A 15232-nucleotide genomic window follows, 5' to 3' on the forward strand; every position below is an offset into this window, starting at 1 on the left:
AAATATGGATATAGAGTATGTAGATATTATTACTAATCATTTATTTTTAAGAGATAATAATTAAACAAGAGGTGACTCATGATGCAGACATTGCCCCATGTTGTGATTGTCGGAGCCGGATTCGGCGGCTTGTGGGCAGCGCGGGAACTTGCCGGGGCACCCGTAAGCGTAACGCTTATTGACAGGAATAACTATCATCTGTTTCAGCCGCTGTTATATCAAGTAGCTACTGCTGAACTGGCGCCGGAAGACATTGTTTACCCTGTGCGATCCATCTTTCGCCATCAAAAGAACTTACAATTTCGCATGGCGGAAGTGGAAGGCGCCGACTTTAACGCAAAATTACTGCATACTTCCATCGGCAATATAGGGTATGACTACTTAATTCTGGCGGTTGGCGGCATCAATAACTATTTTGGAATCCGATCCGTCGCTGAAAACGGCCTTGGTTTAAAAAATGTCAATGATGCCATGGCTATCCGTAACCAAATCCTTAAGTCTGTGGAAATGGCTATGCAGGAAACGGACGCTAAGGTCCGACAGGCTCTCATGACCTTTGTAGTGGTAGGCGGCGGACCGACGGGGGTGGAAAGCGCCGGCGCGCTGTCGGAACTTCTGCACTTGGTACTGCCCAAAGATTACCTGGGATTTGATTTCAGCCAGACAAGGATTATATTACTGCAGTCTTCCAACCGGCTGCTGGCAGAAATGCCGGAACCGCTCAGCAAAGAGACGGTAGCTGTGCTGACCAGGAAAAAGATTGAAGTTCGGCTTGGTAATCCGGTGATCGATTTTGACGGTACTACCGTTACATTGAAAGACGGTCAAACCATATCTGCCCATACCTTAATCTGGGCTGCCGGGATACAGGCGGCAAGCTTGGCCGGCAAGCTGGGGGTAAGACAGGCCCGCTTGGGCCGAATTGTTGTGGACCCAACGCTGCAGGTCCCCGATCACCCGGAGGTGTTCGTAGTTGGTGACGTTGCCTACCTTGAGGACAATGGCCAACCGTTGCCCATGATAGCCCCGGTCGCCACGCAACAGGCTAAGACTGCTGTTGCCAACATCCGCCGTCTGCTTGCCGGGAAGCCCCCGGAAAATTTTACCTATCGCAATCCGGGTGTGCTGGCTACAATCGGGCGGAATTCTGCCGTAGCTTATTTTGGCCGTTGGCAGTTCCATGGTTTTATTGCCTGGGTGATGTGGCTTGTAATTCACATACTAAGGCTTATTGGTTTCCGCAACCGTCTTACGGTATTGAGCAACTGGGCCTGGGACTACTTTTTCTATGAACGGGCCGTGAGGTTTATTTTGCACGGGCCATGTGATGAAAGCGACAAATTGCTCATTTGTTCCCTTCCGGATGATACGAAGTGAAAATTATTCGGAGATAATCATCTAATTGTCCTGAGTTTTGGCGGTGTCTTTACTGACAGTAAACTGACCCTTTGAATCCATTCCCGCATACGAAACTTGCGCAATGTCAAAGATGCCCTGGGCGGTAAGTTGTTTTTCCAGCCAATCCCGGGAAAGATTGTGCTTACGCAAGTTTTCTTCAATGACTTGGCCGTCCATGATTAACTCCACGGGATAAGCTGGATCAGGCAAATGAATGTTAACATCGGTTTTGGTTAAAGGCTGGTAATCGGATTTTTTTATGATGTTTAGGTCGCCTGTTGGTTCGACGATGGCATACTGTACTTCGGCATGGTCGAGAATACCTTTTTCACGCAACTTGCTGTTCAATTCGTCCAAATCGAAACGCATGCCCCGCATATTATCTATTAAAACGTTGCCGTTTTTAATCACGATAGTTGGTGAGCCCTCAATGATCTTTCTTAACGGCCGGCTCTTTATCGTAAGAAAGGATGTAAAGTATGCAAGCGCCACAAATAGAATGAGATCGTAATAGTGGCTCCAGACTTTACCCGGCTCGGATGAAACGACGGTACCGGCGATAGAACCGATGGTAATACCGCTGATATACTCATAGAGGGTTAATTGTCCAATCTGAGTCTTACCCATAACGCGGGTAAAGACCAGCAAACTTAAAAAGACCAGGGAAGTCTGCCAGGTATCACGCATGATTTCCTGCCAATCCATATTTAAACATCTCCTTTAAATCTAAATCTAAATTTGATTGTGCTTATAGGTTGGACAATTAGCAGTTAAGATATTACACCAGGCAACTTCTTTTTCTCTATCTATGTCCATTAAAAATTGACATCCGGGTATTAGGATAAGCTGTTGCTGAAACTTTTATTATGAGTTACAGTATAAAACTTCTTGTTGCGGTAAAAAAAATATACTATATAATAAAGGTGAATAAAATAATAAAATTCTTCATCTAACATTTACATTTTTACATTCCACCTGTGTTAAACTTAACGTAACAAAAATTAAAGGAAACTAAAGGGAGAAATCAACATTGCTTATTATGCTGGCTAAGTTTTTGCTTGTTGGTGTATCCGGTGTGGGGGTTAACCTGGCGGTTTACCTGCCCCTTACTTATGCCGGAGTTCACTATCTTTTAGCGGCAGTCATTTCTTTTGCCGTTGCCGTTACCAGTAATTTTTTTTGGAATTTGGTTTGGACTTTTAGAGGGCGGGCCGCGGATAAGACTACGCGGCAGAAATACATTATTTTTGTTATTATCAGCGGCCTGAACTTAGGGGTTAATTTGCTTATACTGCGCTTGCTGGTAGAGACTTTAGGCATGAAGGACTCCTGGGCTCAGCTTCTGGCTGTCGGCTGTACCGGCATTCTCAATTTTTCCATGAATTATGCAGTTACTTTCCGGGAATCGCGCAAGACTAAACGGAAGGAGAATCAGGCGCCTTATGAAACTAGTTATCATCCCAACCTATAATGAACGGGATAATATGGAAGAACTATTGGCGGCAATATATAAAATTGTGCCTGGCATTCATGTGCTGGTTGTTGATGACGGGTCACCGGATGGAACAGGGGAGTTGGTTGAAGATCTCATTCAACGCCGTTACCCCGACAATCTTTTTTTAATAAAGCGTGCCGGCAAGCTGGGATTGGGAACGGCCTACATTGCCGGGTTCAAGTGGGCATTAAAACGGGACTATCAATATATCTTTGAAATGGATGCAGACTTTTCGCATAATCCGCAATATTTACCTGTTTTCCTCGCCGCAATTCAGGAAACGGATTTAGTCCTGGGCAGCCGGTATATTACCGGCGGCGGCGTTAAAAACTGGAGTTTTTTCCGGCGGTTGATCAGCCTGGGGGGCAGTTTGTATTCGCGAACCATATTGCAAATGCCGTTTAAAGATTTGACAGGCGGCTTTAAGTGCTTCCGGCGGGAAGTATTGGAGGCCATTGATCTTGACAGAGTTAAATCCAACGGCTATTCTTTTCAGATTGAAATGACTTACCGCGCTTTTCTTCAAGGCTATCGGGTCAAAGAAGTTCCCATTGTTTTTGAGGAACGGGCCGAAGGTAAATCCAAAATGTCCTCGGCTATATTTATGGAAGCGATATTAATGATTTGGAAGCTGAGAGCCGCCAGAAGTCAGATGAAAATCTCACGGCGCAGTGAAGTGGAGAAATTAGCTTAGAGTCATTGGACAGGAAGGAGTTTATCATTTGTTTTACCTGTCACCATCGCTAGCTGCCGCTGGTATTATTGCAGCGGGGTTGATTGCCAGGCTGATCCTGGCTGCATCTGTAGGATTAGGTGTGGATGAATCCTATGTAGCCGCGGTAGCACACCAGTTTAGCTTGAGCTATTTTGACCATCCGCCCCTTCATTTTTGGATTATTTGGTTGACCGCGTTTATAACGGGCAGCGAACATCCCGTAATATTGCGGCTGCCGTTTATTTTGTTATTCGCAGGTACCAGCTGGCTCATGTATAAAATCACTTCCCGGCTATTCGGAAAGTGGGCAGGGGTATACGCCACGCTCCTTTTGAATGTGTCGGCGGTATTTAGCCTGAGTACCGGCAGCTGGCTGTTGCCGGACGGGCCTTTGATGTTTTTCATGCTGGCCGCGGTTGGGGTTTTAACCAATATGTTGTTCGTTCCGGGGAACATACCGTCGCTTCCTGGCTGGCTGCTGGCTGGAATTTTTACCGGGCTGGGTATGCTGAGCAAGTACCATGCCGTCTTTATTGCGCTAGGCACGTTGGCGTTTTTGTTAACAAGCCGGGAACGGCGAGGGTTATTATTGACACCCGGACCCTATCTTGCCGCCGGAATTTCGTTTCTCGTTTTTCTGCCGGTACTGGTATGGAATCACGACAACGGCTGGGTATCTTTTGTATTCCAAACCGGCAGAGGGGCCGCCAGCGGTTTTTATCCGGCCAAAATGCTTGGCAATATCGCCGGGCAGGCGATCTGGCTGTTACCGTGGATCTGGCTGCCGCTGGCCGGGATTTTCATTGCCGGGTTAGCTCGCGGTCCGGTGCGTAAGCGGGACAATATCATCCAGGACCGGACCTGGTTCTTATGTTGTATGGCCTTTGGTCCGATCGTCCTGTTTACGCTGGCGACGTTATGGGGATCGCAGGGGTTGTTCCATTGGCAGGCGCCGGGATATTTGCTATTGTTTCCTTTATTGGGACGGGAAGCGGCCGTAAGGGTGGAAAGCGGGGCCCGGCTGGTACGCTGGTGGCTGAAAGGGTCGGTTGCTGCCTTTATAGTAATTGTGCTGATTGTTGCCAGTCATACCGCTACCGGGTGGTTGCGCACGGTCGCACCGGCGTGGTTCGCCGGCGGCGACCCTACCGTGGAAGCCCTTGACTGGCGTGAAGTACCTGATATCGTGACCAAAGCCGGGCAGATGACGGGCACAGAAGTGTCGTTCATTGCCTCCGGGCACTGGATTGATACGGGAAAACTGGCTTATGCCCTGGCGGGAAAATATCCCGTGTTATGCCTGAGCAAAGAACCGCACCATTTCGCCTTCATGCACGGGCAGTCGGAATTCAAAGGGAAAAATGCTTTACTAATTGGACGCAAAAGTACTATGGGGGAAGCGGTCAAGGAATACGGACCGTATTTTGATGCTGTTATTCCCCTGGGAGAAGCCCAAATTCACCGCTACGGCCGGCCGGAAGTGGACCTTGTCCTGTTTCTGGGCCGTAATTTCCACGGTGATTATCCGTTACCATACGGTAGGCAGTGACATGACCAATTTGCATAGACATAGAAAGGGAAAAATGATATGAACATGCTTAAGCTGCTTCGGCAGCGGGATAGTTTTTCCAAGGCATTGATATGGGCGGTCGGAGTAGGGTTGGCAACTATTCTGCTGGTACTGACAATGAAAAAGAGCGGCAATATCGATATATGGGCCTTGGCATATAATATTGGCAACCAGGGAAATGATCTGTTTCTCATACTGACCAATCTCCTCATTATCGGTTGGGCTTTGAACAAGAGATGGCGCAGTATTATTTATCTCACTTTAACGCTTGATGCTGCCGTGTGGGCTGTCGTTCAGGGAGTCAAGGCCCTCCACTTAACAACAGAATGGGCCTATAGACCTAATGGCGGGGCGGGAGGATTTCCCAGCGGGCACGCTACCCATGCGTTTGCCATGGCTTTCCTATTGACTCTTTTTTTTCCCCGGCTGGCTTGGTTATGGTACGGATGTGCCGCCGTTATTTCCTGGTCCCGGGTGGAATCGGACTGGCACACCGGTTTTCAAGTAACGGTAGGGGTTGTATTAGGGATCGGAACGGTGTTGCTGTTAGTCGGCAGATGGTTAAAACATCCTGATGCCGCGCAGGCGATTGGGCGGTTCCAGCAGGGAAAGCCGGCAGTTCAAACGGATCAAAAATATGTCATCGAGTAATTCTTGCTGATACTGCGAAAAGAGATGTTACGGTATGCGTATAATTGATAAGTGCATAATCCGGGAAATGCTGGGTCCTTTTATTTTTGGGGTATGTGCTTTTTCCAGTGTTTTTATTGGCGGCGGGACGTTGTTTCGCATTGCTCAGTATATTAGTAAGTATGGAGCATCGATAAAGGTTGTCATTCAACTTTTTCTTTACAACATCCCCAGTGTTATCATGTGGACCTTTCCCATGTCGGTTCTGCTGGCCACACTAATGTGTTTTGGCCGGCTTTCCGGCTGCGGGGAACTAACCGCCATGCGCGCGGCGGGACAAAGCTTTTACAGGCTGGCGCTGCCGGTGTTTATTACGGCTTTTTCAATATTCGTTTTCTCGGTTGTATTTAATGAAACGGTTGTACCGTCCGCCACCGCCGCCTATAACCGTTTGGTGTTTTACGAGATTGAGCACAATACGAAGCTAAAAAGCCAGGAACATCTCGTCCTGCTTAATAAGAATCAGGGAGCTGTCAACCGGTTAACCTATGCCACCAAGTATGACGAAAACACCAGATCCATGCTGGATGTTACTGTGCAGGAGTTTGAAAACAATATACCCGTAAGGGTGCAAACGGCGCAGCGAGCGGTATGGGAAGACGGGAGATGGGTTTTTTATTCCGGAATCATGCAGGATTTGTCCGGTGACGGCAGCATTCACGCCCTGCACTTTGATCAACAGGAAGTACCGGTAGAGAAGAACGAGTTTGCCAATAATGCCAGTGAGCCGGAAGAAATGACAATTAAGCAATTGAAGCAGACAATCCAAGTCTTGCCTGGCAACTCGCAAGAAAAGCGCCGGTATGAAGTGGAATTGCACCAGCGCTTATCTATTCCGGCGGCATGTCTGGTATTTGCCCTGATTGGGTCGCCTCTTGGCGTTACTTCCCAGCGGGTAAGCTCATCTAACGGCCTTGGAATCAGTGTCCTGGTAATATTTCTTTACTATATTATCATGACCGGCAGCACAGTCGCAGCTCAGAACGGCGCCATATCGCCGGTATTGGCAGCCTGGCTGCCCAATATTGCCGGTGGAGCCATTGGCTTGCGCCTGATACTAAAGGCGGCGGCATAATGGAATGCATTATTAACACCCGGCAGCAGAAAAAACTGTTGCCGGGTGTTGACTTTACTCCTCTTTGTCATCCTACGGTATACGGTATTACGCCAAAATGCTTGGCAAGGAGGTGCGATAGGGTTTGGTGGTATTTGCCGACCGTATCATCTGTCAGCTCTAAAGGGGCGGGGGCATATTTCTCCAGGCTATGAGCAAGAATTACATCAAGTTCTTGCGGATAGCGGGGTTGGTGGAGAATATGGTAGGCCAAAGGTATGGGGAATCTTTTTATTGTGATATGATTCTCCCGGGCAGCCAGCAGCAGCCAGTAGTCGTACCAGGGCAGGTTTAGGCAGAAATCTTCCTGCGGATGCGGATATTTGTCAATTATTTCTTGCGGGAAAAATAGGCAGCCTGCTCCGGGAATATTCCAGGCAGGCTGGGCTTCCACCGGTTCAATATCGGTCCTGCCGATATAAACCAGGGAATTAGCCGCCTCTCTCGCTATGACGCCTGGCAGGTGTTCGTCGAACAGGCAAACATCCGGCGGTATGATTCCACATATTCCGGCCGGTTGCCGGCGTAATGCTGCCAGAACTTCATGGATAAAAACATAGGGGCGTCCATATTTGCTTACGTTGTCTTTGGCCTCGATGAATATTATATCGGGAAATTTGTTTTTGAGAAGCGGGATATCTTCCTGCGCGTTGACCGAAATAATTTTACAGCCCAGTTTAAGCCAACTGGCCACTGCCCGGTACTGGTTGCAAAATTCCCCCCCGGGGACTAGGGAAGTGGCTACAATGATGGCCGCCTCTTGCCCGTTCCCTGAATTAGCTGGTGCAGCGGCTGTTTGCTTTTTGCTGAAGATTGCCTGCGATTCTACTACCAGGTCGGAGAAAGATCTGGCGAATATTTTCGCCAGGCAATCGGCTTGCATTCGGGCCTCTGTCTCCCGTTTGAAGTCAGGACCCGGCAGGCAAACAGGCAGGAGCGCCGATATTTTGCTGGCCAGATCGGCTGTATTTTCCCGTTGGAAGTACACGCCGTATTCATGTTCCAAGTGAACGGGAAGGTCGGATAAGAGAATGGTTTTGCCTAAGGACCGGCACTCCTGAACGATTAAGCTCAAGCCTTCAAAAAGTGAGGGCTGCACGACAAACAAGCTGCGGCGGACGAGCTGAATTTGGTCCTGTCTGGGCACCAAGCCCAAAATATGTATCAAATCTGAAACGCCGCTTTCGGATATATGTTTTTGCAGTTCTTCCATATATTGCGGCCGGCGGAAGTCGTCAGTCATTCCTGTGCACGCCAGATGTACATCCAGGCCTGTTTGTCTGAGCGCGGCGATTGCGTCAAACAGGCGGCGATGATTTTTATGCAGCCAAAATTGGTTGGAACACAGAATAAACCTGTCTGGCAGGCCATATTTTTCCTGGATGGCGGCAGGGTCTCCCCGATACCAGTCGTCTTCCGGCAGGATGTGGAAAGGAAGAACTCGGGTGACAGCCTGTGATTCCGGGTAAAACTTCCGGAAATCCTGCTCGACTGCCCGGCTGCTGCAATAAACCAGCCGGGATTGGGCCGCTACCCGGGAGCAAAGCTCATCCCGTATTGCCAAGTCCTGGGGAGAAAAAAAGTCAGGCCGGTATTTGTGCTGAAAGTCATGGACCCAGGAAGCAGCCGGCCGGTCCGGAATGACGTTAAAATTAACTGGAAAATAAAAGTCGATTTTACAGAAGAGATCATCCCAGGTATGGACGTCAATGACCGGCAGGCCGGTTTGGTCCGCAAGGCCTGAGAAACCGGTTCCAAAACAAATGATGCCGTCAAATTTTTCGGCAAAAGGAAGATACAGCCGGAAGCCTTCCCGGGTTTCGCCGGATACGATAAGGAATAACTGCGGGCGTTCCTGTGCCGGTAAAGAGGCTACTGCTTTGACGTGATGTTCCAGATGAGACACGCCGCCAATCCAGCCTTTGCCGCCTATTACCGGAATACCCACCCGCAGGCTGTGAACCGAAGTCATCCGTTAACACCTCACATATCGCCTGAGTTGCAGGGTGCTTACATCCCTGATAATTGGTCCGCCGTAAAAAAACGGTTAGCGGAAGCTAACACCATATTCTCAGCCGTCTGCTATATGATATGGGCAACAGGGAGAAGTGCTACGCTGCGACTGTGAAAGATACAGACTGTGAAAAGATATGGATTGACATATTTTTTGTAACGTGCTAACATTTAAATTAAATTATATCCATATCATGCCATATCACGACAATTTAATATTTTTTGAGACAGGTGCCCTAAGGGGCTTAATAGGGAAGACCGGTGTGATACCGGCGCGGTCCCGCCACTGTAATGGGGAGCAAATCCAAGGTATGTATGCCACTGAGACGTGAAAGTCTCGGGAAGGTTTGGACGAGCGATGAGCCAGAGCCAGGAGAACTGCCTGTTTGACAATCACCGTTTTACCTACGAGCGATGGGGAGGGGATTATGGAGTAATCTATCCTTCCCGGCTATTTATTATGCCGGGATTTTTGTTGGGAAAGAGTACTGAAATAATGAAACCCCCCTTCAGCATGCAAGGGGGGTTTCTCTTAGTTGAGGACAATTTTGGCTGTAATGATATTGTTAAGTTGTATGACGGGGACAGGCACGGCCGGCGGCGATATTTCCGTATCCTGCGACATACCTTACTTTCTGGGGCAGAAACGCGGCTATATGCTGCCGGGCGAACTGCTGCAAGCCAGGATTATAGTGGAAAATTTCGGGCCGGCAGCCAAGAATGTGCCGGTGGATATTGTTTTACCGCCGGGTTTTTTACCGGCAGGGCGCTATGAGTATTGGCAGGTTGCCGGCCTGGAAAACAACGCGGTGCTGAAGACGGAGGCCGACCTGGGCGGCGGTTATGGGCAGTGGTTTGACTTAGTGCCCATCCGGGTTGGACCGGACGCAGCGCCGGGGGCCTATACGGTAAGTATTGTCGCCGGCGGCCTTATACACAACTATGGGGTAACGGTGGCGGCTAAGAAGCCGGCGGAAGCCGACGGCGGGCTCACAGTGAATAGAATCCTGATTCCGTTAGATAAAGACGGCAAAAAAGATGAGCGCTTGCATGACAATACTTTGGTGCTCCGGGACCGGACACTGGATTACTACAAAAATATACTGCGCGGCAAAGGCGCTTCCAATCAGGAAGTGGAGGCCATCCATCCGGTTGTCCATATGGGGATTGAATTTTTAAATCCCGGGGGGCAGCAAAAGCTGGTTAACATTACTGTACGGCTGCTGGACTACAATACTCACCAGCCTGTAGCCGGACTGCTGACTCCGGGAACTACCGGCGAGGATAAAGATGCCGGCTCCCTTGCCGGGAATGCCGACTGCCTCACGGCTTTCGCCGCCATAACCGGGGAAGAGCGGCAGCGCCTGCTGCTCCCGGTTTATGCGGACGAAAGGCTGATTGCAGGCGGGCGATACTGGCTGCAGGTGGTTGTTGATGATGGTTTTATCCAGCCGGTTACGGTGAAAAGTCCGCTTACCGTGGTGAGGAAAAACATGGGGGCCATGCTGGTCACAGGCGCGGCGGCACTGGTATTTTTGCTTGCTTTGGCGCTGGGACTAAAGCAGTTGCGCGCCACTTTGGCAACTATGAAGACTCGCTGGCTGGTTACCATAGCGTTGTTTGGCGCGGCAGCGTTCACGATAGTGAATGTTCCCACCACGCTGCTCAATGATTTCTTTCATATTTTACTGGGACCCTTCGGCTTTTTGGTGACCGGCATATTTAATGGCGTTTTCTTATATATGCTGGTGATTGCTTTAGTCATTTTGATTCCCCGGCCGGGGGTTGTCGCCCTGATGATGGCAGTGCGCATGCTGCTGGGTATGCTGGCCTTCGGCAATATTTCGCCGGTGAGTATCCTCACTTATGGTTTGCAGGCATTATTGCTGGAATTGGCCTTGTACTACGCCAATGTTTATGCCAGGTCTTCCGGGACGCCGGTTTCCGCCGCCGCAACCGCCGGGCAGGTATTGCCGACGGCTATTGCCTGCGGACTGGCCGACTCAATAGCCACTTACGCTAATATGCAGGCGATGGCTTTTCTGTACCGGCTGTATTTTGCCGACTGGTATATTTATATGGTTACACTGGTAAACGGTTTTTTGTATACGGCGGTTGGCGCGGCGTGCGGCGTATTTTTGGGAAAACAACTGGCCAAAGTGGGGGGCGATTGAGTTTGGGGAATGAGATTGCGGCTGCGGCTGTTGAAGTTAATAATGTGTCTTTTACTTACCTGGGGCGGGGCGGGCCCAGTTTAGCCAACGTGGACTTAAACATACCGGCAGGCGATTTTTTGCTGATCACCGGCGCTACCGGCTGCGGCAAGAGTACGCTGTTAAAAACCTTCAACGGGCTTATTCCCCATGAAAGCGGCGGCCTTTTAACCGGCGACGTGCGGGTTGAAGGCCGGAACATCCGGGATTTGTCCGTAGCGGAGCTTAGCCGTACCGTGGGCATGATGTTCCAGAGTCCTGACGATCAGATTTTTTCCACAACAGCGGCGGATGAAACGGCCTTTATTCTGGAAAATATGGGGGTCGATTTTAAGGAAATACCGGGCCGGGTCAGTGAGGCCCTGGCCTGGGTCGGCCTGGAAGGGATGGAAACAACAAGTGTCCATGCTTTGTCAGGCGGGCAGAAACAGCGTTTGGCCCTGGCGGCGGTGTTGGTGGCCCAGCCGCGGATACTGGCCCTTGACGAACCTATCAGCCAGCTTGACCCCCAGGGCGGGGCGGAATTGCTGCGGGTGGTATACCGTCTGAACCGGACGCGGGGCATTACCGTCGTTATGGTGGAGCACCGCCTGCACGAAGTACTGCCGCTGTGCCGGCATGTAGCCGTTATGGACAGCGGAAAAATTGTTTGGCAGGGGACGCGGCAACAAGCTTTTCTCCAGCCGGAAGTTTTTGTCCGGCGCGGTCTCAGATTGCCGCAAACTGTGGATGTTTGCCGGCGATTGGGGGTGGATGTGTCGACGGCGTCGGTGCCGGGAACCGTCGCGGCGGTGCGGCAAAGTTACACCGTGCCGGCTTGCCGCGCTGCCGCGGCAACGGCGCCGGCTATTGACGGTTCCGGCAGCGGCAGGGAACAGCCGGTCATCGAAATCAACGGGCTGGTATTTCAGTATGAAAAAAAAGGCCCGAAAATCCTGGACGATATTTCCCTGACCATTGGCAAAGGACAGTTTGTGGCTCTGATGGGAAATAACGGCGCCGGCAAGTCCACATTGCTGAATCATATCGGCGGCTTGCTCAGGCCTGTGGCGGGACAGGTCCGGGTTATGGGGAAAGACGCCCGGCAGGCAGGCTGCCAAGTAGGGCTGGTGCTGCAAAATCCGGATTTTATGCTGTTTAATACTACCGTGACGGCGGAAGTGGCTTTTGCCTTGCGCCGCCAAAACAAACCGGGCGGTTGGGCGCATTGCCGGCGGCTGATAGCCAGGCTGGGACTAAACGGGCTGGAAGACGATTTCCCGCTGGCGTTAAGCCGCGGTCAGCGCCTCCGGGTGGCCATTGCCGCCGTGTTGTCTTACCAGCCGGCGGTCCTGCTGCTGGATGAGCCGACAACCGGACAGGATATCGGGCATATTGAGGAAGTGGTCGGTTTGCTGAAAGAATATGTGACCGGCGGCGGGACGGTTATTTTTTGTACCCACGATACGGAGGTGGCTGCGAGACACGCCGGACGGGTTGTGGTTATGACCGGGGGAAGAGTGGTGGCTGATGCGCCGCCGGCGCAGATTTTTTCCCGGAAAGACCTGCTCTGTTCCGCCGGCTTAAAACCGCCCGCTGTTCTCGAATTTGCCCGGCAGTTATACGGCGGGACAGCGCTGACAGTGGAAGAGGTGGTTTCTTATGTACGACAGGACGCTCTGGGAAGCAACGCCGTCGGATACCTTTATTTTTAAACTTGACGCCAGGACTAAAATAGTCCTGCTGGCGGTGAGCGCATTTAGCGCCATCGGCCTTGACAGTCCCCGTTCCCTGTTTTTGCTGTTTTGCCTGACCCTGATCCTGCACGCAATGGCGCGATCCTCTCTGCCCCGGTGGCGGATTCTGCTTATATTCCTGTTGTTCGGCATGTGGGGTTCCATGGTGAGCCAGGCATTGTTTTACAATCAGGAACCCCGCACCGTGCTAGCCTGCATGGTGTCTCCCGCCGCACCGGTGGTGGGCGCCTGGACCGGGGGAATATTTCTCTACCGGGAAGGATTGGAATACGGGGCGGTGCAGGCCCTCAGGTCAGGTATCATGCTGGCTACAGGACTTTTAATTTGCTGGAACTCCGACCCGCGGCAACTGCTGCGCTGTTTTATGCATTGGAAGATGCCTTATGAATTTGCGTTTATGCTGACAATCGGTCTGCGCTTTCTGCCGTTGATGTTTCATGAAATGGCGGTGGTGCTGACGGCGCAGCGGCTGCGGGGGTTCGAGCCTTTAAAGACGCTGGCGCCGCAAAGATTGGTCAGGACGGCTTTCCAGACGCTTTTTCCCATATTGGCGCGGACTTTAAGGCGGGCGGTTACTTTGGCATTTTCCGTGGAGAGCCGCAGCTTTGGCCACGGTGGGCGCCGGGTAGATATGACGCCCTGGCCGTTGCTGCAAAAGTCCCTGTGTCTGTTGGCAATGCTTGGACTAGCCTGCATGGCGGCGTTAAAAACCATGTATGCGCTGCAATACAACGGTATTGCTTACTTTCCGGCATTGCGCAATGTGTATGACTTTATCGTTATGTGGATGTGAGACAGGCAATGAAAAAACTGCTTACCGTATTGCTGATGACAGTATTTGCCGGCAGTTTGCTGTTATTGGCCGGACATATTTTCCCCGGTTTGAAGGCCATACTGTCCGGCGCGGCGCCGGCCGGGCCGGACAGTATGGCCCGGAATTACGAAAAAGTCGCGGAAATACCCCTGGGGCAAGTGGAAGCCCACGATTACCGGCGCATGGGCTTTACTTCCGGGATAGTCAGGTTTTCGCCCGACAGCCGCTTGCTGGCGGTGGGGACGGAGACCGGGGATGTTCTGCTGCTTTCGTCAGACGGGCGCAAACGGTGGCAGCGGCAGGCCGGCCTGGCCAAAATCACCGCCCTGGAGTTTGCCCGGGACGGGCGCAGTTTATACATTGGCGAGACCAGTCCCCAGGGGGCGCTGATTTGTGTTGACGTTGCAAGCGGCGCGGAACTGTGGCACCGGGACAGCGCCGGCGAGTTGGGTGTGGATATCCGGCAGAAGACCTTGCCGGGAACCGTCTTTGTTGCCGGCGACGCGCAGGGAAACGTGTATGCCGTAGGGCAGCGCTATATACGGCAGCCCGACGGCAGCAACCAATATTACAGCCGGATTTATAAGCTGGATAAAAGCGGCGGACTAACGGCGATGTTCCCGCCCGACCACAATATAGATACCTGGGTTAGCTGGATCGGGGTCGATGACGGCGGGAAACGGATAGCATTCGGGACCGCCAATTATGACACAAGCAGAGTTTACCGCTACCGGGACAACATCTACTGTCTGGACGGGACGCTTAACCGGCGGAACTGGAGCCTGTTGCTGGACATTGTGCCGCCTTATCAGAACACCACCATGCGCAAGAGTCCCGACATGTCGGCTGACGGCCGCTATATTGCCGCTGTCACCACCGACGGCAGGGCGTTTTTGTATGACGCCGGCGGCAAGGAACTGTGGCGGCGCAGCATCAGCCAGCCGCAGCGAATAGCCGGCGTATATTTAAATGCCACCGGCATGTATGTGCGAATTGCCGGGGAGCGGGTGTTATTTACCACCGGTAATACCTATAACCGGGCTAACTGGCAGCTGCCGACCCCGGTGGAGCACCCCAGCAGCAACAGCATGTTTTTGTTTGATCTGACGGGAAAGCTGGTAAACAGGCACAAAGCAGGCGGTATGATTGAAGAGATTGCCGTTAACGATACTGTCGTCATGTTAGCGGTTGGCCGCAATATTTGGACCAAAGACATCAAGGTCCACGGCATGTACGTGCTGTCTCTCCCGGACGGGGGCCAGACGGATTTTCTTGCTACTGCGGGACCGTGCGTCGGCGTGGCTGTCAGCGCCGATAGTGGCTGGATAGCCGGCATTGAGGCGCCGTTGAGGCTGGACAGCGGCGAGATTGTCGGCGGCTACCGGCTGCATATTTGGAAACGGACCGGGGATAAGTCCCGGACGGCCGCTTTATAGGAGCCGGGGTTGTAAAATAAAAATTTGACAGGAGGCCA

General features: G+C 51.6%; 12 protein-coding genes and 1 riboswitch. Of the genes, 10 read left to right on the forward strand and 2 right to left on the reverse strand.

What is annotated here, in order from left to right; genetic code table 11:
- The first annotated feature begins 78 nt into the window (after positions 1-78).
- Positions 79-1377: an NAD(P)/FAD-dependent oxidoreductase gene (locus MAMMFC1_RS12595; RefSeq protein ID WP_126308842.1), complete on the forward strand. Its 1299-nt coding sequence runs from the start codon at positions 79-81 to the stop codon at positions 1375-1377.
- A gap of 21 nt (positions 1378-1398) precedes the next feature.
- Here the strand turns inward: MAMMFC1_RS12595 and MAMMFC1_RS12600 are convergent, their stop codons facing one another.
- Positions 1399-2103, reverse strand: coding sequence for a YetF domain-containing protein (locus tag MAMMFC1_RS12600; protein WP_126308843.1), 705 nt, complete (start codon positions 2101-2103; stop codon positions 1399-1401).
- 334 nt (positions 2104-2437) lie between these two features.
- On the opposite strand from MAMMFC1_RS12600, the gene MAMMFC1_RS12605 reads away from it, so the two are divergent.
- Genes MAMMFC1_RS12605 through MAMMFC1_RS12625 form a run of 5 tightly spaced genes read left to right on the forward strand, consistent with a single transcriptional unit; the run spans position 2438 to position 6943 of the window.
- Positions 2438-2869 carry a GtrA family protein gene (locus MAMMFC1_RS12605; protein WP_126310600.1) on the forward strand — a complete coding sequence of 144 codons (432 nt, stop codon included), beginning with the start codon at positions 2438-2440 and terminating at the stop codon, positions 2867-2869.
- Positions 2841-3587 carry a polyprenol monophosphomannose synthase gene (locus MAMMFC1_RS12610; RefSeq protein WP_126308844.1) on the forward strand — a complete coding sequence of 249 codons (747 nt, stop codon included), beginning with the start codon at positions 2841-2843 and terminating at the stop codon, positions 3585-3587. The genes MAMMFC1_RS12605 and MAMMFC1_RS12610 overlap by 29 nt, the downstream gene beginning before the upstream one ends.
- A gap of 28 nt (positions 3588-3615) precedes the next feature.
- A complete protein-coding gene (locus MAMMFC1_RS12615; protein ID WP_158618758.1) occupies positions 3616-5157 on the forward strand; it encodes a glycosyltransferase family 39 protein in 1542 nt (513 codons plus the stop codon).
- Positions 5158-5196: 39 nt separating this feature from the next.
- A complete protein-coding gene (locus MAMMFC1_RS12620; RefSeq protein ID WP_126308846.1) occupies positions 5197-5829 on the forward strand; it encodes a phosphatase PAP2 family protein in 633 nt (210 codons plus the stop codon).
- Between the two features lie 34 nt (positions 5830-5863).
- Positions 5864-6943: an LptF/LptG family permease gene (locus MAMMFC1_RS12625; RefSeq protein WP_126308847.1), complete on the forward strand. Its 1080-nt coding sequence runs from the start codon at positions 5864-5866 to the stop codon at positions 6941-6943.
- Positions 6944-7010: 67 nt separating this feature from the next.
- Here MAMMFC1_RS12625 and MAMMFC1_RS12630 read toward each other — a convergent pair whose 3' ends face one another.
- Entirely contained in the window at positions 7011-8954 is a 1944-nt protein-coding gene (locus tag MAMMFC1_RS12630) for a glycosyltransferase family 4 protein (RefSeq protein ID WP_126308848.1), read from the reverse strand.
- Positions 8955-9207: 253 nt separating this feature from the next.
- A riboswitch (cobalamin riboswitch) is annotated at positions 9208-9395 on the forward strand.
- 175 nt (positions 9396-9570) lie between these two features.
- Between MAMMFC1_RS12630 and MAMMFC1_RS12635 the strand changes: the two genes are divergently transcribed.
- From MAMMFC1_RS12635 to MAMMFC1_RS12650, 4 genes are read left to right on the forward strand one after another with little or no spacing between them, the layout of a single operon-like run.
- Positions 9571-11169 carry a hypothetical protein gene (locus MAMMFC1_RS12635; RefSeq protein ID WP_145987645.1) on the forward strand — a complete coding sequence of 533 codons (1599 nt, stop codon included), beginning with the start codon at positions 9571-9573 and terminating at the stop codon, positions 11167-11169.
- 2 nt (positions 11170-11171) lie between these two features.
- Positions 11172-12902, forward strand: coding sequence for an ABC transporter ATP-binding protein (locus MAMMFC1_RS12640; RefSeq protein ID WP_126308850.1), 1731 nt, complete (start codon positions 11172-11174; stop codon positions 12900-12902).
- A complete protein-coding gene (locus MAMMFC1_RS12645; protein ID WP_126308851.1) occupies positions 12850-13737 on the forward strand; it encodes an energy-coupling factor transporter transmembrane component T family protein in 888 nt (295 codons plus the stop codon). Before MAMMFC1_RS12640 ends, MAMMFC1_RS12645 begins: the two co-directional genes overlap by 53 nt.
- Positions 13738-13745: 8 nt before the next feature.
- The gene (locus MAMMFC1_RS12650) at positions 13746-15194 is read left to right on the forward strand and encodes an outer membrane protein assembly factor BamB family protein (RefSeq protein WP_126308852.1); all 1449 of its coding nucleotides are present in this window, start codon (positions 13746-13748) and stop codon (positions 15192-15194) included.
- Positions 15195-15232: the final 38 nt, after the last annotated feature.

This window comes from Methylomusa anaerophila (genome assembly GCF_003966895.1).
Lineage (GTDB): Bacteria > Bacillota > Negativicutes > Sporomusales > Sporomusaceae > Methylomusa > Methylomusa anaerophila.

What these genes read in the sequence shown, in the direction of transcription:
- MAMMFC1_RS12595 (WP_126308842.1), top strand. Translation starts at nt 79, where the DNA reads ATGATGCAGACATTGCCCCATGTTGTGATTGTCGGAGCCGGATTCGGC.
- MAMMFC1_RS12600 (WP_126308843.1), bottom strand. Translation starts at nt 2,103, where the DNA reads ATGGATTGGCAGGAAATCATGCGTGATACCTGGCAGACTTCCCTGGTC.
- MAMMFC1_RS12605 (WP_126310600.1), top strand. Translation starts at nt 2,438, where the DNA reads ATGCTGGCTAAGTTTTTGCTTGTTGGTGTATCCGGTGTGGGGGTTAAC.
- MAMMFC1_RS12610 (WP_126308844.1), top strand. Translation starts at nt 2,841, where the DNA reads ATGAAACTAGTTATCATCCCAACCTATAATGAACGGGATAATATGGAA.
- MAMMFC1_RS12620 (WP_126308846.1), top strand. Translation starts at nt 5,197, where the DNA reads ATGAACATGCTTAAGCTGCTTCGGCAGCGGGATAGTTTTTCCAAGGCA.
- MAMMFC1_RS12625 (WP_126308847.1), top strand. Translation starts at nt 5,864, where the DNA reads ATGCGTATAATTGATAAGTGCATAATCCGGGAAATGCTGGGTCCTTTT.
- MAMMFC1_RS12630 (WP_126308848.1), bottom strand. Translation starts at nt 8,954, where the DNA reads ATGACTTCGGTTCACAGCCTGCGGGTGGGTATTCCGGTAATAGGCGGC.
- MAMMFC1_RS12635 (WP_145987645.1), top strand. Translation starts at nt 9,571, where the DNA reads ATGACGGGGACAGGCACGGCCGGCGGCGATATTTCCGTATCCTGCGAC.
- MAMMFC1_RS12645 (WP_126308851.1), top strand. Translation starts at nt 12,850, where the DNA reads ATGTACGACAGGACGCTCTGGGAAGCAACGCCGTCGGATACCTTTATT.
- MAMMFC1_RS12650 (WP_126308852.1), top strand. Translation starts at nt 13,746, where the DNA reads ATGAAAAAACTGCTTACCGTATTGCTGATGACAGTATTTGCCGGCAGT.